This window comes from Burkholderia sp. AU45274, from assembly GCF_030482505.1.
In the GTDB taxonomy this organism is placed as follows: Bacteria; Pseudomonadota; Gammaproteobacteria; order Burkholderiales; family Burkholderiaceae; genus Burkholderia.
The window spans coordinates 274717-296909 of sequence record NZ_JAUJQE010000004.1; the positions used below are offsets into that span (position 1 = coordinate 274717).

Annotated in this window: 17 protein-coding genes; 4 read left to right on the forward strand and 13 right to left on the reverse strand. The window is 66.4% G+C overall.

What is annotated here, in order from left to right:
* Nucleotides 1–161: 161 nt before the first annotated feature.
* The 11 genes from QZM35_RS17010 to QZM35_RS17060 all read right to left on the reverse strand — a co-directional run bounded on the left by QZM35_RS17010 (nucleotide 162) and on the right by QZM35_RS17060 (nucleotide 14449).
* Complete coding sequence (locus QZM35_RS17010; RefSeq protein WP_089426844.1) at nucleotides 162–1817, reverse strand: APC family permease; 1656 nt, start codon at nucleotides 1815–1817, stop codon at nucleotides 162–164.
* 179 nt (nucleotides 1818–1996) lie between these two features.
* Nucleotides 1997–2860, reverse strand: coding sequence for a glycine betaine ABC transporter substrate-binding protein (locus QZM35_RS17015; protein WP_089426843.1), 864 nt, complete (start codon nucleotides 2858–2860; stop codon nucleotides 1997–1999).
* 134 nt (nucleotides 2861–2994) lie between these two features.
* Entirely contained in the window at nucleotides 2995–4149 is a 1155-nt protein-coding gene (locus QZM35_RS17020; RefSeq protein ID WP_089426842.1) for a hybrid-cluster NAD(P)-dependent oxidoreductase, read from the reverse strand.
* 29 nt (nucleotides 4150–4178) lie between these two features.
* Entirely contained in the window at nucleotides 4179–5420 is a 1242-nt protein-coding gene (locus QZM35_RS17025; protein ID WP_301776427.1) for an aromatic ring-hydroxylating dioxygenase subunit alpha, read from the reverse strand.
* Nucleotides 5421–5472: 52 nt separating this feature from the next.
* Nucleotides 5473–6258 carry an electron transfer flavoprotein subunit beta/FixA family protein gene (locus QZM35_RS17030; protein ID WP_089433121.1) on the reverse strand — a complete coding sequence of 262 codons (786 nt, stop codon included), beginning with the start codon at nucleotides 6256–6258 and terminating at the stop codon, nucleotides 5473–5475.
* Nucleotides 6255–7424, reverse strand: a complete 1170-nt coding sequence (locus QZM35_RS17035) for an electron transfer flavoprotein subunit alpha/FixB family protein (protein WP_301776428.1) — start codon at nucleotides 7422–7424, stop codon at nucleotides 6255–6257. The genes QZM35_RS17030 and QZM35_RS17035 overlap by 4 nt, the downstream gene beginning before the upstream one ends.
* A gap of 4 nt (nucleotides 7425–7428) precedes the next feature.
* Nucleotides 7429–9354 (reverse strand): (Fe-S)-binding protein, encoded by a 1926-nt coding sequence (locus QZM35_RS17040; protein ID WP_301776429.1) that lies wholly within the window; start codon nucleotides 9352–9354, stop codon nucleotides 7429–7431.
* Between the two features lie 3 nt (nucleotides 9355–9357).
* A complete protein-coding gene (locus tag QZM35_RS17045; RefSeq protein WP_021160633.1) occupies nucleotides 9358–11421 on the reverse strand; it encodes an NADH:flavin oxidoreductase in 2064 nt (687 codons plus the stop codon).
* Between the two features lie 76 nt (nucleotides 11422–11497).
* A complete protein-coding gene (locus QZM35_RS17050) occupies nucleotides 11498–12031 on the reverse strand; it encodes a DUF5943 domain-containing protein (protein WP_006488993.1) in 534 nt (177 codons plus the stop codon).
* Between the two features lie 140 nt (nucleotides 12032–12171).
* Nucleotides 12172–13143, reverse strand: coding sequence for a dipeptidase (locus QZM35_RS17055; protein WP_042588480.1), 972 nt, complete (start codon nucleotides 13141–13143; stop codon nucleotides 12172–12174).
* A gap of 31 nt (nucleotides 13144–13174) precedes the next feature.
* Nucleotides 13175–14449 carry a serine hydroxymethyltransferase gene (locus QZM35_RS17060; RefSeq protein WP_059239231.1) on the reverse strand — a complete coding sequence of 425 codons (1275 nt, stop codon included), beginning with the start codon at nucleotides 14447–14449 and terminating at the stop codon, nucleotides 13175–13177.
* Between the two features lie 447 nt (nucleotides 14450–14896).
* On the opposite strand from QZM35_RS17060, the gene QZM35_RS17065 reads away from it, so the two are divergent.
* A complete protein-coding gene (locus tag QZM35_RS17065) occupies nucleotides 14897–15922 on the forward strand; it encodes a GlxA family transcriptional regulator (protein WP_089426837.1) in 1026 nt (341 codons plus the stop codon).
* A 57-nt stretch (nucleotides 15923–15979) separates the two neighbouring features.
* Here QZM35_RS17065 and QZM35_RS17070 read toward each other — a convergent pair whose 3' ends face one another.
* Nucleotides 15980–17392, reverse strand: coding sequence for a discoidin domain-containing protein (locus QZM35_RS17070; protein WP_301776430.1), 1413 nt, complete (start codon nucleotides 17390–17392; stop codon nucleotides 15980–15982).
* Between the two features lie 275 nt (nucleotides 17393–17667).
* On the opposite strand from QZM35_RS17070, the gene QZM35_RS17075 reads away from it, so the two are divergent.
* The 3 genes from QZM35_RS17075 (at nucleotide 17668) to QZM35_RS17085 (ending at nucleotide 21183) form a co-directional block, all read left to right on the forward strand.
* Nucleotides 17668–19089, forward strand: a complete 1422-nt coding sequence (locus QZM35_RS17075) for a PLP-dependent aminotransferase family protein (protein WP_301776431.1) — start codon at nucleotides 17668–17670, stop codon at nucleotides 19087–19089.
* Nucleotides 19090–19352: 263 nt separating this feature from the next.
* Nucleotides 19353–20111, forward strand: a complete 759-nt coding sequence (locus QZM35_RS17080) for a hypothetical protein (RefSeq protein ID WP_301776432.1) — start codon at nucleotides 19353–19355, stop codon at nucleotides 20109–20111.
* Between the two features lie 184 nt (nucleotides 20112–20295).
* Nucleotides 20296–21183, forward strand: a complete 888-nt coding sequence (locus QZM35_RS17085) for a DMT family transporter (RefSeq protein ID WP_174973799.1) — start codon at nucleotides 20296–20298, stop codon at nucleotides 21181–21183.
* Here QZM35_RS17085 and QZM35_RS17090 read toward each other — a convergent pair.
* Nucleotides 21172–22086 (reverse strand): LysR substrate-binding domain-containing protein, encoded by a 915-nt coding sequence (locus QZM35_RS17090; protein ID WP_301776433.1) that lies wholly within the window; start codon nucleotides 22084–22086, stop codon nucleotides 21172–21174. The genes QZM35_RS17085 and QZM35_RS17090 overlap by 12 nt on opposite strands.
* Nucleotides 22087–22193: the final 107 nt, after the last annotated feature.

Sequence of the window (22193 nt, forward strand, 5' to 3'; positions counted from 1 at the left end):
GCGGAAAGCCGTCGCGTTCGGCACGCGGCAGAAACGAGAAAGGCTCGACCGGTAGGTACCGGTCGAGCCTTTTTTGTCGCCGCGTTGCGCGCGATGCGCCACGCGACGCTCCGGGTGCGGTTTCCGGAGCCGCCGCGCGCCGCAGCGCGTGCGCTACCGCGTCACTTTACCCACGCGAAGTAATACGACAGCCAGATCGTCAGCCCCGCGCCAACCAGCGCAACGTAAGGCATCAGGTTCAGCCACATCGCGCGCTTCGGCACTTCGAGCTCCATGTCGCGCTGCATCTGCGCGGGGAACCGGCCGCGGTCCTGCCAGTAATGGCGGAACAGGAACACCGGCACGATCAGCAGCATCGCGATCAGCCCGTTGCGCAGCGTGCCGTCGCCCTGCAGGTTCGCACCGGCGCCGACATAGACGAGGTTCGCATACCCGCAGATCGCGCCGCCGACGAGCAGCCACGTCGGGCAGCGGAACGGCCGATCCCAGTTGCCGCGATCCATCCGGTGGATCCAGCCCGACTGAAGATTCAGGAATACGAACAGCATGTAGCAGACGTTCGAGATCGACAGCACCGTCATGTAGTCCGACATCATCAGCAACACGAGGTTGAAGCCGAGATCGGTCCACATCGCGCGCGTGGGCGAGCCGTGCTCGTTCACGTGCGACAGGTACTTCGGCAGCCAGCCGTCGACCGATGCCTGGTACAGCGTGCGCGACGAGCCCATCATCGACGTCATCACGATCAGCAGGATCGACAGCATCAGCATCACGACGACCGCATTCGCGACCCACGCGCCACCGCCGACGATCTTCGCCATCGCGGCCGCGACGCCGGTGCCGTCGCCGATCGACGGATCGAGCATCGCCTGCGTGCCGAGCGCGCCCTGGAACGCCATCGGCACGAGCGTCATCACGACGAGGCACAGTGCGCCCGACCAGAAGATCGCCTTGGCGGTATCGCGACGCGGGTCACGGAATTCGCGCGTGTAGCAGACGGCCGTCTCGAAGCCGTACGACGCCCAGCCTGCCATGAACATCGCACCGAGCGCCATCGTGACGCCTTGCCCGTTCCACGAGCCGAACGTCGCGGCCGTGAGATTGCCGTGCGCGTCGTGACCGAGCGGCAGCAGCGGGAGCAGGTTCGACATCGGCACGTCGCCCGTGACGAACGGCACGATGCCGACGATCAACAGCGGCGTGAGCGACGCGATGCCAAGAATGCGCTGCGTACGCGCAGCCTTCGATGCACCGCTGTGCTGAAGCTTGAACGTAATGAGAAGCAGGATCGTCGCGATGATGAATGTCGCATTGATCCGCAGGGACAGACCCGGCTTGATGAACCCGAGATCCGCAACCTTGAGCTGCCAGTGCAGCACCGCCGCATCGGCGGGAAAGAGACTCGTGAGCGCATAGCTCGCCGCGAGGCCGCAGCCGAGCGCGAGCATCGGCGACCACGCGAGCCAGTTGCACCACACGGAAACCGGGGCAATCAGCTTGCTGTAACGGACCCAGCCGATCGCGCCATACACGGACGCGCCGCCCGATTTATGGGGAAATAGCCCCGATATTTCCGCATAAGTCGCGCTTTGAACCAGCCCCATCGTGATCGCGGCGATCCAGATCGCCCACGCGGGCTGGCCGATCGTCGCGCATACGCCGCCGATCGTGAACAGCACGCCTGCCGGCACGCCGCTCGTTACCCAAAAAGCGTCTTTCCAAGTCAGGCCACGATGCAGCGTGTGGCCCGGCGAATCATGTGAGATGGTTGCCTCAACATCACTGGTGCGATTCGCACGCAGTCCTGCCTGACTCATCCAATTCCTCCTGTGATGACTCCGCACAAGGGCGCTAGTGTAACAACTTACGCACTTTTCTGCAGAATCAAAAAAATAATTCCGGGATAAGGTCGTGTCGCAGTGCAATTATTTCGCATTACTACCGACCTTTCCCGGACTGTCTCTTCATCTAGTTATCGAGGCGATTCACTGCCGGCTTACTGCACGCCTTCCGTCCATGCATTCACGCGATCCGCATGGGCTGCAATCCACGCATCGGCGGCTGCTTCCGGCTTCGAGCCGTTCTGGATCGCCAGCATCACGCTGTCGATTTCACCCGGCTTCCACTGGAATTTCTTCAGGAACGCGACCACCGGCTTCGCCTTCGTTTCGAGCCCCGGATTCACGACGCTGTCGACGTGCTCCGCGCCGCCGAACACCTTCTTCGGATCCTCGAGGAAGCGCAGCTTCCACTTCGCGAACATCCAGTGCGGCGCCCAGCCCGTCACGATCACCGGCTTGCTCGCATTGACCGAACGCGACAGCTCGGCCGTCATCGCGCTGCCCGAGCTCGGCATCAGCGTGTAGTTCAGCCCGTAGCTCTTGATCGCGTCGTCGGTCTTGCGCATCACGCCTGCACCGGCATCGATGCCGACGATCCGGCCGCCGAAGCTGCCCTTCTCCGCGTTCAGGTCGTCGATGCTCTTCGCCTTCACGTAGGCGGGCACGATCAGGCCGATCTTTGCATCCGGGAAATTCGCGCCGAGGTCGACGACCTTGGCCTTGTATTCATCCCAGTACGAGCCGTGCGTGACCGGCAGCCACGCGGACAGCGTCGCATCGAGATCGCCGCGCGCGACGCCCTGCCACATGATCCCGGCAGCGACCGGCACGAGCTTCACTTCGTAGCCGAGCTTCTTCTCGATCACGCGCGCCGCGACGTTCGACGTCGCCACGCTGTCGTCCCAGCCTTCGACGTAACCGATCTTCAGCGTGGGCTTCGTATCGGCAAGTGCGGACGCGCTCAGCGCCACCATGGCCGACAGTGCGCCGGTCCACAACAGTTTTCCGAACAGCTTCATGGTCGATCTCCTTGATATGCGCACCGTGCGCGTTGCCTCTCTAGGTTCTTCAACCACAAATCCGCGGTATCGTTGTTTTCCGACGGATGCTTGTCCGGACGCGACGCGCCCGGGCAGCCGATGGCGTGTTGCGACTACTTGTCGATCACGAGATCCGACAGCGGCTTGCTGCAGCACAGCAGCACCATCCCCTGGTCGATCTCGCGCTGGCGGATGCCGCCGTTGTGCTTCATTTCAACCTGCCCCGACACGAGCTTCACCTTGCAGGTGCCGCACATGCCCTGCGTGCACGAGGCCGGCAGCCGCACACCCGACTGGCGCGCCGCATCCAGCACGTGCTGCTCCGAGCCGCACGAAATTTCGCGATTGCTCTTGGCGAAGCTGACCGTGTACTGCTTCGTTGCGGTGTCGGTGTCGGCGCCGTCGGCCAGCGGGGCGAGATCGGCGAGCAATTCGTCGCTTGCGGTTTCGGCAAGCGTTTCGAACGAGAAGCTTTCCTCGTGATACTGCTTGCGATCGAAGCCGGCTTCGTCGAGCAGGTCGCGCACGGCCTTCATGTACGGCGCGGGGCCGCACGTGAAGATTTCGCGCTCCATGAAATCCGGTGCGATCAGCTTCAGCAGCGGCAGCGTCAGGAAGCCCGTGACGCCCGGCCAGTTGGTGCGGGCGCCGACGCGCTCGACGACGAACGACGTGCGGAAATTCGTGTGGTTCGACGCGATCAGGTCGAGCTCGCGCGCGAAGATGATGTCGTCCGGCGTGCGCGCGCTGTGCACGAACAGGATGTCGCGATCCTCCGCGAGATCATGGTGCGCGCGGCTCATCGACATCAGCGGCGTGACGCCCGAGCCGGCCGACAGGAACAGGTACTTGCGCGCCGGATGCCGTGCGCACGTGAATTCGCCGGCCGGGCCGAGCACGCGCACCGCGGCGCCCGGCTGCAGGTTGTCGTGCAGCCAGTTCGACACCTTGCCGCCCGGCACGCGCTTCACCGTGATCGACACCGTGTGCGGCCGCGCGGGCGACGACGAGATCGTGTAGCAGCGATTGATCGTTTCGCCGTCGATGTCGAGCTCGAGCGTGAGGAACTGCCCGGGCTCGAACGAGAACGAGCGGCCTTGCGGCGAACGGAAGAAGAAACTCTTCACGTCGTGCGTTTCCTGCCGCACGTGGCAGCACACCAGCGTTTCCTCGACGTCGCTCGTCCAGCGCTCGGGAAGGGCGTTCCAGAACGCCGGGCGCGTCACCCGGCTGTCCGTCGGCTCGAAGTTGGCCGCATCTCGCATCATGTCTTGCTCCGCTTGTCCGCTTCTGGGTACTACGCGCCGGTTTTTTCGGCGAGCCGGCCGATGTACCAGGCCGAGAATTTTTCGACGAGACCTTCCGTGAACGGCGAATACGGGCCCGGCTCGTACGCGCTGCTGGTCGCGCCGCGCTGCGAGAACTCGACGAGCGCGCGATCCTGGTCGTTGGTCGCGTTCCACACGGCCGTGAGATTCTTCACGTCGTAATCGATGCCTTCCTTCGCGTCCTTGTGCACGAGCCACTTCGTGCGCACGAGCGTCTTGCCGGCCGACAGCGGGATCACCGAGAACGTCACGATGTGATCGCTCATGAAGTGGTGCCACGAGTTCGGCTGCGTCCAGAACGACAGCCCGCCGAGGTCGGCCTTGTCGAAGCCGCCGAGCAGCTTCTTCGACGCGACCTTCGCATCGAGCGTCTGCGATTCGCCGTGGCGATCGAGCGGCAGGCGCTGCGTGCGGAAGCCCGTCACGTCGAGCAGCTTCTCGATCTCTTCGGACGGCAGGCCCATCTCGGCCCACTCCTTGCCGCGCCGCACGCAGGTTTCCGCGAACGCGTCCATGCCTTCGGCGTTCGCGTCGGAGCGCTGGTAGCCGAAGCCGTATTCGTACAGCGAGATGGTGAGCTCCGGATGGTTCGCGACGCAGTGATAGCACTCGCGGTTGTTCTCCATCGTGAGCTTCCAGTTGCCTTCCTCGATGAGGTCGACCTGCGCGGCGATCTTCGTGTTCGGCAGATCGTGCGGCAGCAGGTACGGCTCCATCTCGGCGCGCAGCTGCGCGAAGTCGGCGGGCGGCTCGTCGGCGAGGCAGACGAAGATCAGGCCCGCGAGGTTCTCGACGTGCACCGACTTCAGGCTGTGCTTGCAGCGGTCGAACTTCTCGCCCATGTGCTCGGCGAACATCAGCTGGCCCGTCAGGTTGTAGGTCCAGCTGTGGTACGGGCACACGATGTTGCCGACCGAGCCTTTGTCTTCATTGCACAGGCGCGCGCCGCGGTGACGGCACACGTTGTGGAACGCGCGGATCGCCATGTCGTCGTCGCGCACGATCAGGATCGAATCGCTCCCCAGTTCCACGGTCACGTAGTCGCCCGGCTCCGGAATGTCCGGCTCGACCGCCACCTGGATCCAGTGCTGGCGGAAAATCGCCTCCATGTCGAGCGCGAAGATGTCCTCGCTCGTGTAGAACGGCGCTTCGAGGCTGTGCCCTTCCTTGCGCCGCTCGATCAATGCACGAATGTCTGCCGATACTTTCATCGTTTGCTCCGGATTCCTTGCATCCCTGGGTTCTTGCCGACAGGCATCAAAATCAGTAGTCGATGAGCTGATGCTCGCGCAAATACGCGAGGATCACTTGTGCTTTTTCGACCGAACTCCCTTCATTTACGACGTTGCCGCCACGGCTTTCGGTCGTCGTCGCGGACAGCATCCGGGCATGCCCGGAGCGCTTCTCGGCAGCGACCAGCTTTACGGGTTTACGCTCGATCGGGCCGACCTTCCACGCGGCCGCGTCGGCGTCCGCGCCGGGCGCCGCGAGCGCCGGCCGGATCGCGCCGGCGCGCAGCCGCGCATACGCATAGCGCGGCTCGGCATTGGCAAGCGGATGGACGGCGACGACGGCCGGCAGCGCCGCGTCGACACGCCGCCGCAGCCCCTTCGGCAAAAATTGCCGGACGGCCACGCGACCGCCTTCGACCGTCACGTCGACGGCCGAACCCACCAGCGGATAGCCGAGCGCCGCGGCGACGCGATACGGCAGCATGCCGGTGTCGTACGCGCCCTCGGCGCGCGTGCCGGTCAGCACGAGGTCGTAGCCCTCGACGCGCGCGGCGAGCGCATGCACGGCGTCGTCGCCGTCGCGGCAGGCCAGCACCTCGACCTCCCGGGCGCCGAGCGCGAGATATTCGGCAAGCGCCGCATTCGCGGGGTCGCCCGCATGGATCACGTCGAGCTTCGCGCGATGCCGCTCCGCGAGCTGGCGGCCGGTTTCGAGCGCGGCCGCGTCGTTGCGGCTATAGCGCGCGACACCGCTGACCGGATGGCGGCCGACGGACACGAGCACCGCGATGCGTTGCAACTGGCGGGGGGCGTTCATGCGGCGACTCCTTCCGGTTCACGGGTGCCGACCGCGGCCGGCGATTCGCCACGCGCGGCGCGCGCGGCCTGCACCTGTTCGATCAGTGCGGCGATCGTGCCCTGCGCGTCGCCGACCACCGTCAGGTTCGCGCGCTTCGCGATCGGCGCGCTGCCGTCGAGGTTCACCGCGATCACGTGGCGGCAATCCTTGATCCCCTGCAGGTGCTGCACCGCGCCCGAGATGCCGAACGCGATGTAGACGCTTGCCTCGACCGTCTTGCCGGTCGCACCGACCTGCTTGTCGCGCGTGAAGTGGCCGTTGTCGACCGCGACGCGGCTTGCGCCGATCGCCGCGCCGAATGCGCCGGCCAGCCGCTCGAACGCGCCGATGTCGCACACGCCGTTGCCGGCCGATACGATGAAATCGGCTTCCTCGAGCGCGACCTGGGCCGCGTCGATTTCGTCGAGGCCGAGATCGCGGTACGGTTGCGCGGCGTCGTGCGCCGGGCGGATGAAGTCGGCGGCCAGCCGTTCGCCCGCACCGACGAACGGCAGCTTCGCGTCGACCGCGTTCTGCGCGAGCAGGATCACATCGGGCAGCGCTCGGGTGGCAAACGCGCGCCCGGCCTGCGCATACGCGCCGACATGCTTCGCATCGATCTCGACGACGTGCGCCGCGACGCTCGCGCCGGCGGCCGCCGCGTAACGCCGGCCGAGATCACCGTCGCCCGTCGCGTTGTCGGGCACGAACACGTGTTGCGGCGCGAGCGCCGCCACGCAGGCCTGCAGCGCTTGCAATTCGCTTTCAGGGTCGAACGCGCGGCGATCGAAGCCGGCGAGTTCCAGCAGCTTGTCGACGCCCAGTTCGGCCATGTCGTCCTTCAGCTCGCCGAACGCGAGCAGCGCGACTTCGGTCTGCGCATCGGCGAGCAATGCGGCGGCGGCGATCGCCTGCCGCGAATGATCGTCGAGCGCGCCGCGTTCACTGTGCGCGACCACCAGCATCACGTGCTTCGGATCCTGCACCGCGCGGCGCGGCTTCGCGGCCGCTGCGCCATGACCATGCGCGAACCCGTGCACGGCGTTCGCATCGGCGCTGCCTTCCTCGCCGAGCGTGATGCGCTTCAGGCCGGCGGCCGTGATGATGAACGGCCGGCGCGGATCGATTCGTTTGATCGTGTTCATCGATTCACTCCAGCGAGGCGGCAACGAGTTCGGCCACGTCGAGCACGTCGGGGCGCGGGCCCACGACGCCTTCGAGCATCGCCGTGCAGTTCGGGCAGGCAACCGCGACCACGTCCGCGCCGATCGTGCGGGCGTCGGCGATGCGGATGTCGGGAATGCGCTGCTTGCCGGGGATGTCGGTCAGCGGCGCACCGCCGCCACCGCCGCAGCAGCGGCCGCGCATGCCGTTGCGCTCCATCTCGACGACCTGGATGCCGATCGTCTTCAGCAGCTTGCGCGGCGCTTCCGTCTCGCCGTTGTAGCGGCCGAGGTAGCACGGATCGTGATACGTGGTCCGCTTGTCCTGCAGCGCTTCGACGGCCTTCGGCGCGATCTTGCCGCTGTCGGCCAATTCGGCGAGGAAAGTCGTGTGGTGCTTGACCGTCACGCGCAGCCCGAGCGCACGGTATTCGTTGCGCAGGCTGTGCATCACGTGCGGGTCGGCCGTCACGATCTGCTGGTACGACAGCGTGCCGAGCGTGCCGATCAGGCGCTTCGCCATCTGCTGGAACGTCGCTTCGTCGCCGAGCCGGCGGGCGACGTCGCCCGTGTCGGTCTCGGTCGAACCGAGCACCGCGTAGTCGACACCCGCCTTGTTCAGCACCTTGACGAATGCGCGCAGCGTGCGCTGGTAGCGCATGTCGAACGCGCCTTCACCTGCAACGAACAGCACGTCGACCGGCTTGCCCGGTTGCGCGACCGGTGCGCTCAGGTCGACCGACCAGTCGTAGCGCGCGGCCGTGTCGTAGCCGCCCATCGTGCCCGTCTCGCGCAGGTTCGCGAGCACTTCCTGGCCCTTGCCCGGCACCGTGCCGTGCACGAGCGTGCGGTTGCGGCGCATGTCGACGATCGCGTCGACGTGCTCGATCAGCATCGGGCATTCCTGCACGCACGCGCGGCAGGTGGTGCACGACCACAGCGTCTGCTCTTCGATCAGACCCGACACGATCGGGCCGTTCGGCTCGCCGCGATGCTGGCCGACCGCGAGGCCCGGCGACGGGCTGCCCGCGTACGCCGCATCGGTGCCGCCCGCCATCCCGACGACCAGATCCTGGATCAGCTTCTTCGGGTTCAGCGGCTGGCCCGACGCGAACGCGGGGCACGCGGCTTCGCACTTGCCGCACTGCACGCACGCGTCGAAGCTCAGCAGCTGGTTCCAGCGGAATTCGACCGGCTTCTCGACGCCGTACTCCTGATGCTCGATGTCCGGCAGCTTCAGCGCGGTCGGCGGCGTGGCCGTACCGTTGCCCGTGAACGAGTCGCGGGTGGCCGCGAAGCGTTCCTGGCGCGGGTGGAAGGCCAGGTGCAGGAGGCCTGCGATCGCATGCTTCATCGGGCCGCCCTTCGCGGCGCCGACCGTCATCGTGAAGGCGCCGACACCGATCAGCACGGCGCAGAGCACCGCGAACGCGCCCGACATCGCGCCGGTCGGCACCAGCATGAACAGCACGAGGCCGAGCGCGAACGAGCCGAGCAACCAGGGCAGCGTATTCCACGGGCCGCGCGACAGGCGGGCCGGCACGTCCTTGGCCGCACGCCGGCGCCACACGAACACCGCGCCGACCAGCATCGCGAGCGCCGCGAGGAAGATCAGCTTGTCGAGCCACGGCGAGTAGATCGCGAGGCCGTAGTTGATGAACACCAGCGCGAGCGCGCCGATCGCGCCGCCGGCCGTCGCGACGTGCGTCTTCGCGATGTACGGATCACGGGCGACCACGTGGTGCAGGTCGACGAAGTAGCGCTTCGGGATCGCGAACAGGTTCGCGACGCCGAACGAGCCGGGCGCGGTGGCCCGGCCCAGACGCCAGTAGGACGAGCGCTTCGCGACCGCGAATGCGAGCCCCGCCACCGACAGCCACAACAGGGCGGTAATGAGGAAGGACGGGTTCATCGTTTAGAAATCCTTCACGAGACGCAGCGAGTCGTAGATCGCCCCGTGGACGTTGTGCATCGAGATGCAGTCGCCGACACGGAACAGCAGGAAACGGCCGTTGCCGAGCTCTTCCGACAGGCACGGCTGCGGCTCGGCCGCGAACAGCGTGTGCGGATCGATCTGGCCGCGGTTCACCGATTCCGGCTTGAGCTTCCAGTACAGCTCGTCGTTCGGCGACGAGCCGTTCTCGATCACCACCTGGTCGACCGCGCGCTCCTCCAGTTCTTCCGTGTACTCGTTGCGCAGCACGGCGATCAGCTTGCCGTCCTCTTCGTAGACGCGATCGAGCATCGTGTTCGGCGTCGGGATCACGCCGAATGCGTACAGGCGGCGATAGAAGATCGGGAACGTCGTGCCGCCGCAATCGTCGGCGACCTTCACGTCCGGCGTGACGACCTCGACCTTCGAGCCGCGGCTCGCCATGAAGTCGGCCACGCCGGCGCCCGCATGCGTGCTCACGCCGTCGAACAGCAGCACGTTCTGCTTCGGCTCGACCTTGCCGGTCAGGATGTCCCACGAGCTGACGGCCAGCCCCTCGGCCACGCCCCAGCCCGGCACCTGCCACGTGAAGCTCGACCCGCCCGTCGCGAGCACGACGATGTCCGGCTTCTCGGCCATGATCATCTTCTCATCGGCGGCCACGCCGAGACGGCGGTCGACGCCCAGGCGCTTCGTTTCCATGTCGAACCAGCGGATGATCCCCGACATCTGTTCGCGCTGCGGCGCCTTCGCGGCGATCATCACCTGGCCGCCCACTTCGGCATTCTTCTCGAACAGCACGACGTCGTGGCCGCGCAGCTTCGCGACACGTGCGGCCTCGAGCCCCGCGGGGCCCGCGCCGACCACCACGACCTTGCGCTTCGGGCCGCGCGACTTCTCGATGATGTGCGGCATCGTCGCTTCGCGCGACGTCGCCGCGTTCTGGATGCACAGCACGTCGAGGCCGTTGTACTGGCGGTCGATGCAGTAGTTCGCGCCGACGCACTGCTTGATTTCGTCCTCGCGGCCGTCGCGGATCTTGATCACCATGTGCGGATCGGCGATCTGCGCGCGCGTCATGCCGACCAGGTCGATCATGCCGGTCGCGAGCAGGCGCTCCGCCTGGCCCGCATCGCGGATGCTCTGCGCGTGCATCACCGGAATCTTCACGACCGACTTGATGCCGGCCGCGAGGTGCACGAACGGCTCCGGCGGCAGCGCCATCGGCGGCATGCAGTTGGCGATCGTGTTGTGCGTGTCACCGCCCGAGCCGACCACGCTCAGGTAGTCGATCAGGCCCGTCTCCGACATCGCCTGCGCGATTTCCTTCAGCGCTTCGTGATCGAGGCCGTCCTCGTGGAATTCGTCGCCGCACATGCGCAGGCCGACGCAGAAGTCCTTGCCCACCGCCTCGCGCACGGCCGTCAGCACTTCGATGCCGAAGCGCAGGCGGTTCTCCAGGCTGCCGCCCCATTCGTCGGTGCGGTGGTTCGAACGCTTGCTCCAGAACTGGTCGATCAGGTGCTGGTGGGCGGCCGAGATTTCGATGCCGTCCATGCCGGCCGCCTTCACGCGCTTCGCGGCGGCCGCGAAGTCACCGATGATGCGGCGGATTTCCTCGATCTCGATGATCTTCGCGTTGCCGCGGTGCACGGGTTCGCGCACGCCCGACGGCGACATCAGGTGCGGCCAGTGCTCGCCGTGGAACGACGAGCGGCGGCCCATGTGCGTCGCCTGGATCATGATCTTCGCGCCGTGCTTGTGCATCGTGTCGGCGAGGCGCGTGAGCGGATCGATGATCTTGTCGGTCGACAGGTTCACCGATTTCCACCAGCCCTGCGGGCTGTCGATCGACACCGGGCTCGACCCGCCGCAGATCGCGAGGCCCACGCCGCCCTTCGCCTTTTCTTCGTAGTAGCGGATATAGCGGTCGCCCGGCAGGCCGCCCGGCTCGGCATACACCTCCGCATGCGCGGTGCTGACGATCCGGTTGCGCAGCGTCAGCTGGTTCAGCTGCATGGGTTTGAACAGGTGGGGATAACGCATCGCTGGCGACCTCTGGCGTTCGAATGTCTCGTGTTGCGGGTGTTGTTGTGCTTCGGTGAATCCGTGCGTCAGGGCGTCAGTGCGCGATCGGCGACACTTCGAAGACGCAGTGGTCGTGATGCTCGGCCGCGCACTGCACTTCCTTAGATTGCGCACGCGGCGCGCCCTTGCCTTCCGGTGTCGTGTCGTTGACCCAGTCCATCGCGCCGGCGAACCAGCCCGCGAACATGTAGCAGAGCTTGCCTTCCTTGCCCGGCTGCTGGAGCACGAACGACGAGTGGCGCAGCTCGATCTTCGCGCGCGCGCTGGCCGGGTCGGCCTCGATGATCGAGAACAGCCCCCAGCCGCGCTGCGACAGGCGCTTCAGGTAGTGCTCGAACACGGCCATGCCGGTCAGGCCGTGCAGCTTCGCTTCCTTGTCGCACCAGTGGTAGGCGGACTTGTAGCCGGCCTTGTAGAGGATCTCGGCATACGCTTCGACGCCGAGCGCTTCCTCGACGGCGACGTGGTTGTTCGTGAAGAAGTGACGCGGCACGTACAGCATCGGCAGCGCGTCGGTGGTCCAGACGCCGGTATCGGGATCGACGTTGATCGGCAGTTGCGGTTGCATCGTGGTGACTCCGTGAGGAAAGTGGCCGCGCGGCTCAGTGCGCCGGCGCGACATCGTCCGCGCGCCCGTGCGGCTTGCACGGGCACGTCCCGATTTCTTTTAATGTTGAATCGCTGAAGGGGGTTCGGCGTTCGCGGCGCTTATGCGCCCCACACGTCCTTGAACACGCGCACCCAGTTCTCGCCCATGATCTTGCGGATACGCGACTCCTTCCAGCCGTGGCGTTCCATCGCCGCCGTCAGGTTCGGGAATTCGCCGATCGTGCGGATGCCGTCCGGGTTGATCACCTTGCCGAAGTTCGTCAGCTGGCGATAGCGGCCCTTGTCATGCGTCAGCATGTCGAAGAATTCCTTCGCGTAATCCTGCGTGAAGTCCGTGCCGATGCCGACCGCATCCTCGCCGATCAGGTTCACGACGTAGTCGATCGCCTCGATGTAGTCGTCGATGTTCGCTTCGATCCCGCGCTTGAGGAACGGCGCGAACATCGTCACGCCGACGAAGCCGCCCGCATCGGCGATTTCCTTCAGCTGTTCGTCGCTCTTGTTGCGCGGATGCTCCTTCAGGCCCGACGGCAGGCAATGCGAATAGCACACCGGCTTCTTCGAGAACGCGATCGCTTCCGACGACGTATTGCCGCCCACGTGCGACAGGTCGACCATGATGCCGACGCGGTTCATCTCCGTGATCACTTCGCGGCCGAAGTCCGACAGGCCGCCGTCACGTTCGTAGCAACCGGTGCCGACCAGGTTCTGCGTGTTGTAGCAGAGCTGCACGACGCGCACGCCCATGTCGGCGAACGCTTCGATGTAGCCGATGTTGTCCTCGAACGCGTGCGCGTTCTGGAAGCCGAGGATCACGCCGGTCTTGTCTTCCTTCTTCGCGCGGAAGATGTCTTCCGTCGTGCGCACCAGCGTCAGCAGCTCGCTGTTGTCGCGGATCTTCTTCTTCATCACGCCGATGTTGTCGACGGTCTTGGTGAAGTTTTCCCACACCGACACCGTGCAGTTGGCGGCCGTGATGCCACCCTTGCGCATGTCTTCGAACACCGGCTTCTCGAACTTCGAGATGTTCAGCCCGTCGATGATGATGCTGTCTTGATGCAGCGTGCTCATGTGTTGCTCCAGTATTGTCGGGTCGGTGGGATCAATAGATCGGGAAGCGTTCGCACAACGCGAAGATCTCGCGGCGCACGCGCTGTTCGGTCGCGTGGTCGCCTTCCGGGTTCGCGCGCAGCGCATCGAACACTTCCAGGATCAGGCGGCCCACCTCGCGGAACTCCGCGACGCCGAAGCCGCGCGTCGTGCCGGCCGGTGTGCCCAGGCGGATGCCCGACGTGACGGTCGGCTTCTCGGTGTCGAACGGGATGCCGTTCTTGTTGCAGGTGATGCCCGCGCGCTCCAGCGCCTGCTCGACCGGCGCGCCCTTCAGGCCCTTCGGACGCAGGTCGACCAGCAGCAGGTGGTTGTCGGTGCCGCCCGTGACGAGATCGACGCCGCCGGCCTTCAGCACTTCGCCGAGCGCCTGCGCGTTCGCGAGCACGTTGTCGATGTAGGTCTTGAAGTCTGCATGCAGCACTTCGCCGAACGCGACGGCCTTGCCGGCGATCACGTGCATCAGCGGGCCGCCCTGCAGGCCGGGGAACACGGCCGAGTTGATCTTCTTCGCGATGTCCTCGTCGTTGGTCAGCACGAAGCCGCCGCGCGGGCCGCGCAGCGTCTTGTGGGTGGTCGACGTGACGACGTGCGCATGCTCGACCGGGTTCGCGTGGCGGCCCGCGGCGATCACGCCGGCGATGTGCGCCATGTCGACCATCAGCTTCGCGCCGACGCTGTCGGCGATCGCACGGAAGCGCGCGAAGTCGAGCGCACGCGGGTAGGCCGAGAAGCCGGCGATGATCAGGTTCGGCTTGTGCTCGTGCGCGAGCGCCTCGACCTGGTCGTAGTCGATCCGCATCGTGTCGCGGTTCACGCCGTACTGCACGGCATTGAACCACTTGCCCGACAGCGCCGGCTTCGCGCCGTGCGTCAGGTGGCCGCCCGCGTCGAGCGACATGCCGAGCACCGTGTCGCCCGGCTTGGCCAGCGCGAGCATCACCGAGCCGTTCGCCTGCGCGCCCGAGTGCGGCTGCACGTTGGCATAGCCGGCATTGAAGATCTGCTTGACGCGCTCGATTGCCAGCGCCTCGACTTCATCCGCGAATTCGCAGCCGCCGTAATAGCGCTTGCCGGGATAGCCTTCCGCGTACTTGTTGGTCAGCACCGAGCCCTGCGCCTCGAGCACGGCGCGCGACACGATGTTTTCCGACGCGATCAGCTCGACCTGCGACTGCTGACGCTCGAGTTCCTTCAGGATGGCGCTGCGCACCGGCGCGTCGCGCTCGGCAAGGGGCTGCGAGAAGAAAGGCTGGGTGTTCGACATAGTGCGTCCGTGACGAAGAATAAGGGGCTGAAACCGAAGCTCAAGGCCCGCCCTGCCTGGGTTTCCCGCTCGTCCCGTACAAGGCTGCCGACGGCTCTATTCTTGTCGTTCGGATTTTCGGCGGATTGATGAATTTAGACGCGTTCTTTGCCTTTTCCGCCATCCGCGTCCGTTTTATACAAGTGACCGGTCGTGCTTTTTCGGATGACCAACAAAAGTGGTCGAGCCAGTTCACCTATGAACAGGCACGCCGGCGGTGCGATTGCCGCCCGGTCGGGGTGCAGCCCGTCACGAATACGGTGCAGTGCAGCATGCCGCTTTCAGCCAGACAACGTATGGATCTAGGGTTTAGCCGTATGGCACGCTTGTTGCGCTGGCTCACACAATATCGCAGCCCGATCGGTGCCCCCGGGCGTAAAGCTATTAGAGATTCTAGGAACGCTCCCCATGTCGCCCGACCGCACAGCGTCGCTGTCCCATTTCGCGTTCATGCCGTTACCGAACTTCACGATGATCGCGTTCACCAATGCGATCGAGGTGCTTCGGATGGCGAACTACCTGAGCGGCCAGCCGCTCTACCGCTGGTCGGTCATCAGCCCGGACGGCGGCCCGGTCACCGCGAGCAACGGCCTGACGGTCGACACCGGCCCGGCCGAATGCGTGGGGCAGCCCGACATCGTGTTCGTGTGCGGCGGCGTCGACGTGCAGCGCGCGACCACGCCCGCCCATCTGTCGACGCTGCGCCGCTTCGCGCGCGCGGGCATCCCGCTCGGCAGCCTGTGCACGGGCACCTATGCGCTCGCGAAGTCGGGGCTGCTCGCGGGCTACGCGTGCGCGATCCACTGGGAGAACATGTCGGCGCTGAAGGAAGAGTTTCCGGACACGCGCTTCCTGAAGGAGCTGTTCGTGATCGACCGCGACCGCATCACGTGCACGGGCGGCGTCGCGCCGCTCGACATGATGCTGAACCTGATCGCCGCGCGCGTGGGCACCGCGCGCGTCACGCAGATCGCCGAGCAGTTCATCGTCGAACACGTGCGCGACACGAGCGCGCAGCAACGCATGCCGCTGGTCGCGCGCCTCGGCTCCGCGAACAAGTCGCTGTTCGAAGTGATCTCGCTGATGGAGAACAACATCGAGGAGCCACTGTCACGCGAGGAACTCGCGCGGCTCGCGAACATGTCGCAGCGGCAACTGCAGCGCCTGTTCCGCGAACACCTCGGCATGACGCCGACGCACTACTACCTGACGCTGCGGCTGCGCCGCGCGCGCGAACTGCTGCTGCAGACCGACATGTCGATCATGCACATCACGATGGCGTGCGGCTTCCAGTCGGCGTGCCATTTCAGCAAGAGCTATCGCGACGCGTTCGGCGTCGCGCCGACCCGCGAGCGCCGCAAGCAGGTCGCGCCGCTTGCGCAGGGTGCGGCGAGCGCCAGCCCCGCATTTCCGGTGCACGTGCTGCATGCGTGATCCTCGCCGCGCTTGATGCAAAAAAAAGCGACCTCGAAGGTCGCTTTTTCTTTGCGCTTACGATCCCCACACCTGCATTTCGTCGAGCGAATACCCCCACGGCGTCGCGCGCTTCGTGCCGAGCATCCGCACGTAGCGGCCATGCCCGTTCAGGTTCGGCAACGTCACGTGGCCGTACGACACGCCGTTGTTGGTCGAGTAGATCGTCGTCCAGTTCGCATTGTCGTTCGACGTCTGGATCTGATACACGAGCGCGCCCGCATCCCAGTAGAGATCGATGCTGCTGATCGTCTTCGTCGCACCGAGATCCACGGAGATCCATTGCGGATCGACGCCCGCGCCTTCCGGCGAATCCCAGCGCGTGCTAGTGGTGTTGCCGTCGAACGCCTTGTCGGCCGTGAGCGACGCGTTGTAGCTCGCCGATGCGGCAGCCGGACGACCCTGCGACAGCAGCGTCGGCTGCGCGGCGGCCGGGCCGCCGTAGTAGCTGGACCCGAGCTTGGCCTTCGTCGTGTCGGCGTTCACGCCGAACTGCGACAGGCTCCAGCGCTGGCCGGTCGTCACGTCACCGACGTAGAGCTGGTAGCCGCCCGCCGTCGTCGACGAGAAGAACACGTAGTTGGTGCCGCTCACCGGCGCCGGATCCGAGTTGTTGCTCACGCAGTCGTTGATCGGCAACGCGTTCGGCGTCGACGCCGGGTCCGCGGTCTTCGCATAGATCTGGTCGGCCTGGCCGCTGTCTTTCCAGCGCGCGTAGAACACCATGCCGTCCCCACGCACGATCGGGTAGTACGTCTGCAGCCCGGCCGGGTGATCGAACGTCGCGGTGGCGCCGGTCGCGAGCGTGCGCTTCATCAGCCCCATGTTCGCGCCCGTGCCGGCCGCGTAGTACACGGCGCTCGCATCCGGCGAAAGATACGGCATCGAGTATTCGGCGCCGGAGGGTGCGTTCGTCAGGCTCACGACCGACGTGAACACCGGGCCCGCGCTCGTGTACGACAGCGTCGCCTGCTTGACGTCGCCGTTCTGCTTGAACACGAGCGTCTTGCCGTCCGTGCTGAATTTAGGATCCTCGTTGCGGGTGGCGCCCGTGCTGTTGGTCAGGTTGACGGGCGGCGTGCCGGCGCCGAGCTGCAGCATGAACACGTTCCATGCGCCGTTGCTGATGCCCATGAACGCGAGCCACTTGCCGTCGGGGCTGAACACGCCGTTCATCGGATCGGTGATGCCCCACGCGCTTTTGCTCAGTTGCGTCAGCGTACGGGCCGAGAAGTCGTACAGGAACAGCTGGCTCGTGCCGTCGCCGTACTTGACGTAGCTGTGATAGACGAGCTTGCCGGTCAGTGCGGCGGGGAACGACGCGTTGGATTGCGTGGGCGGATTGCTGATGCAGGCGGCCTGCGCGGCGCCGCCGAGGAGGTTGAGGGCAACGCCGGCCACGAGGCCCGCGACGAGAGTATTCAATTTCACGCTGAAGTTTTCCGGTTAGGGTCATGACACCGCTGACTACACCTCGCACGCACAGGCGCACGGGGCACGGATCAGCCGGCGGACAGCGTGAATTCCGTATCGGTCAATGTCGGGAACAAAGATTGCTCGAGGGGCGAAAGCATGCCAGCGCGTCGCGCCGAAAAACAGGATCAGAGCCCGAGAAAAACGAGCGGATCACGGGATAACGACCCTGTGGCGCAGCGCGCGCCGTGCTACTCTTTTTTCGGCACAAAGCTGCTCGACTTGAGGCAGGCATGAAGCGTTATGCGAAGCTCGCCCGAACGATTTCCGAGTCGATCCGGCGGGGAGATCTGGCCCCCGGTACGCGCATCCCCACCGTGCGCGCCGCGTGTCGCGCCTATGGCGTGAGCCCGTCCACCGTGTTTCGTGCGTACTACGCGCTCGAAGGCGAGGGTCTGATCGTCGCGCGTGCACGGTCCGGTTATTTCGTTGCGAACCTCGACGACAAGCGCGTGCGGTTCGGCCATGAACCGCCGCGCAAGCCGGCCACCCCGCCCGTGGGCAACGGCGATACGTTGTTCCGGCTGCTCGACTCGCTCAGATGCGAAAACATCGTCCCGCTCGGCTCCGCCTTCGCCAGCTATTCGCTGTTCCCGATGAGCAGCCTGTGGCGCGCGATGGCGTCGGCGGCCCGCAACATGGATCGCACGGCGCTGCTGTCCGGCGCGCCGCCCGGCCACGACGGGCTGCGCCGCCAGATCGCGCTGCGCTACCTGAATGCGGGTGCGGCGTTGCCGATGGACGAGATCGTCATCACGACCGGCGCGCTCGAAGCGCTGACGCTCAGCCTGCAGGCGTTGACGCGCCCCGGCGATATCGTCGCGATCGAGCGACCGGCGTTTCATGCTGCCCTGGAGGCCGTGCAGCGCCTGCACCTGAAGGCCGTCGAGATTCCGGTCGACCCGCGCACCGGCCTCGATCTCGACGCGCTCGAGAAAGCGCTCGACACGCATCCGGTGCGGGCCTGCTGGTTCATGACGTCGTTCCACAACCCGACCGGCGCGACGCTGACCGACGAGCGCAAGCGCGCACTGATCGACCTGCTCGCGGCACGCAACGTGCCGCTGATCGAGGACGACGTCTACGGCGAGCTGCATTTCGGCACGTCACCCACGCGCCCCGCCAAGCTGTACGACGACAGCGGTCTCGTCCTGCATTGCGGTTCGTTCTCGAAATGCCTCGCGCCCGGGTTCCGGATCGGCTGGGTCGCGGCCGGACGCTACGTGCGGCAAATTCGTCAGGCGAAGGGCGCAAGCGCGCCGGCGGCCGACGTGCCTGCGCAGATGGCGATTTCGAGCTACCTGCGCGACGGCGCGTACGACCGCTTCCTGCGCAAGCTGCGCCGCAATCTCGCCGCGCACCAGGCGCAGATGCTCGCGGCCGTGCGCGCGTATTTTCCGGCCGGCACCGAAGTGTTCGCGCCGCGCGGCGGGTATTTCCTGTGGATCGAACTGCCGCCGCGCCTGGATGCGATGCACCTGTTCGGCGATGCGATGGAAAGCGGCGTCAGCATCGCGCCGGGGCCGATCTTTTCCGCGACCGGTGGATTTCGCCGCTATCTTCGGCTCAATTACGGCCGGCCGTGGACGCCGGCGGTCGAGCACGCGATGGAGACCATCGGGACGCTCGCGGCCCGGCAGCGGCGGGACGGTTAGCGTGGAACCGACGACTCACGACAGCCGGTTTGTGCCTTGCGTTTCACGCGCCGGCGACCAAGAATGAAGCGGTAGCCCATCACGGACGAACGTGTTCCGCGCACCCGATGTCACGGAGAATCCCATGAACACCGCATGCGAACGACAGTCGACGAGGTACGCTCCCCTGCATTCCGGCACGGGCCGATCGGCTGCCGTGCCGGAACGGATCATGACGGCCGGCGAACATTCGCCTCGTTGACGGCGCCCACCCGCTTCCAGCGATGCGAGTCCTCCCCAATCGCACCATTCGCGCACGCGATGACTGGCGCGCGATCCTGACCGCGCGAGCCGAAGCGCGGCGCACCGCCAGCTTCCGCTGCAGGGAATGCGGCTTCGTGGCCTTCCGTGCGCTCGAGCACTGCCCCGTCTGCGGACGGCGGAACTGGCCGTTCGATTCGATCCCCCGCGCACCGGATGCCACGCATGCTCCGCGCGCCTTTCACACGTGGTCGTCGCGCATCGCGCGCGCGCTTCGCAACGCGGCGTTCCAGCAGCCTCGCGCATCGACCGCGCCGATCCTGAGCATCCTGACACTCGTGCTGCTGGTTGGCGGCTATGTGGTGGTCGACCGGACATGCAAGGCCGATCCCGCCTGTCGCGGTTCGAATGATTCGCGCGCGATGGCGAGCGATGTCGCCCCGTACGCATCGAACGACCCCGTGCTACCGGTCTTGCCCGCACCCGTCTATCCGTTTCATTCGACTGACGGAACGCAGGCGACGGTCGCCCGACCGGGCAGCCCGGGCCCGGCGGCCGCCCGCGCACCCGCGGGACAGACGGCAGTCGCGCGAGCGGCGCCGGCCATGCGCGCACCCGACCGGCCGCACCCCAGCGCCACGGTTCGCCTGGCGGGCTGGAAAGGCAATCACGGTGCCGCGCATCGCCCACATACCCTCCACCGCGTGAGCACGCACACCGCACGTGCCCGACGCCCCGCCGGCAATACGCAGCAAATCGCGCAGCTCTATCGCGGCCACTGAGCGCGCAGGCGGGGTCCGCGCAGGCGCGTTCGTCGATTCATTTTTCTAAACCCCCCGTCACAAAACCTCGTTTGCGTCGCGACACACGCGTGACGTTCAATGGGTCATTCGCCCGCACCGGCGCATCTCGCATCTCGCGTATTGCGTTCCGGCCGGCCGCCTGATCCACCGAACGGAGTCATCGATGAATGCACTGCAACTCGTGGCCCTTGCCGCCATCTGGGGCGCGTCCTTCCTGTTCATGCGCATGGGCGCGCCGGAATTCGGCGTCGTCCCGCTGATCGCGCTGCGCGTCGCGATCGCGGCCGTGCTGTTGTCGCCGGTGCTGCGCAGCGCGCAGGCGCGACAGGAATTCCGCTCGCATGCGTTGCCGCTGTTCGTCGTCGGCATCACGAACTCGGCGCTGCCGTTCTGCCTGCTGACCTACGCGGCGCTGTTCGTGTCGGCCGGCACCGATTCGATCCTGAATGCGACGACGCCGTTGTGGACCGCGATCGTCGCGTACGTGTGGCTGCGTGCGCCGCTGACGAAACCGCAGGCGATCGGCCTCGCGCTGGGTTTTGCGGGTGTCGTCGTGCTCGCCGGTTCGGCAGTCGGCGCCGGCACGCCCGGCGCATCGCGCGCGATCGCTGCCGCGATGCTCGCGACGCTGTCGTACGGGTTCGCCGCGCATTACTCGAAGCGCAGGCTGGCGAACGTCCGGCCGTTCGTGTCGGCGTTCGGCAGCCAGTTGTTCGCGGCGGTCGCGCTCGTGCCGCTCGCGCTGCCGATGTGGCCACACGGCCCCGTTCAACCATCCGCGTGGATCGCGGTGGTGCTGCTCGGCGCGATCTGTACGGCCGTCGCCTATCTGCTGTATTTCGGGCTGATCCGCAACGCGGGCGCGCAATATGCGGCGTCGGTCACGTTCCTGATTCCGATCTTCGGTGTCGTATGGGGCGCGATCTTCCTGCACGAGACCGTCACCGTGCAGACGCTCGCCGGGTGCGCGATCATCCTGCTCGGCACCGCGCTCGCGACCGGCAAGCTCAAGGGCTTCGCGACCGCCACCGTGCGCGGGTCACGCCAGTAGGTCGCGCGGGCCGTCGTCGCCGCCGCCGATCTCGGTCGCGAGCCAGTCGCGGAACGCAGCGATCTTCCACTCGTGCTGGCGCGCTTCGCTGCACACGACGTAATACGACAGCTCGGTCGGCCAGGGCCGTGCGAGCACGCGCACCAGCCGGCCGGCCGCGACTTCGTCCCGCGCATAGATGTCGCGCACCAGCGCCATGCCCTGCCCGGCAGCCGCCGCCTTGATCAGCAACGCATCCTCGCTGAAGCTCGCGCCGCGCGGCGCACGAGGATCCTCGATGCCCTGCGCGCGCAGCCACAGTGCCCAGTCGGCGCGATCCGCGTCCTGCAGCAGCGGATACGACAGGCAATCGGCCGGCGCGGCGATCGGGCGGGCGGGATCGAGCAGTCGCGGGCTGCAGACGGGCCACAGCTCGGGGGTCCAGATGCGGAACGATGCGTGCCCGGGATAGTGGCCCAACCCGTGCCGGATCGCGACGTCGACATAGTCGCGCCGCAGGTCGACCAGTTGCGCGCGCGTTTCGACGGTGATTTCGATGTCGGGGTACGCGGCATTGAATGCGCCGAGGCGCTGCACGAGCCACGTGTTCGCGAAGGACGCGGTGGTCGTCACCGCGAGGCGGACGACGCGCCGGTTCGCACCGTGCACGTTCGCCCATGCGGCCTCGATTTCGTTGAAGCCGCCGGCGAGCTGGTCGAACAGCGCGCGGCCCGTGCCGGTCAGCTCGAGTTCACGGCCGGTGCGCTCGAACAGCCGCACGGCGAGGCGATCCTCGAGATTGCGGACATGCTGGCTGACGGCGCCCGGCGAAATGCAGAGCTGGTCGGCCGCCTGTTTCATGCTGCCGCAGCGCGCCACTTCGACGAACGTGTGCAACGCTGCGAGGGGAAGTGACTTGGCCATCCGTGGATATGCCGCCGAACGGCGGCGATGGGGTCGGGAACGGGCGATGATTATCGCAGCAATTGCGGGGGCCCGGGATCGCGGGGCGCCCGTGTTCCGGGCCGCGC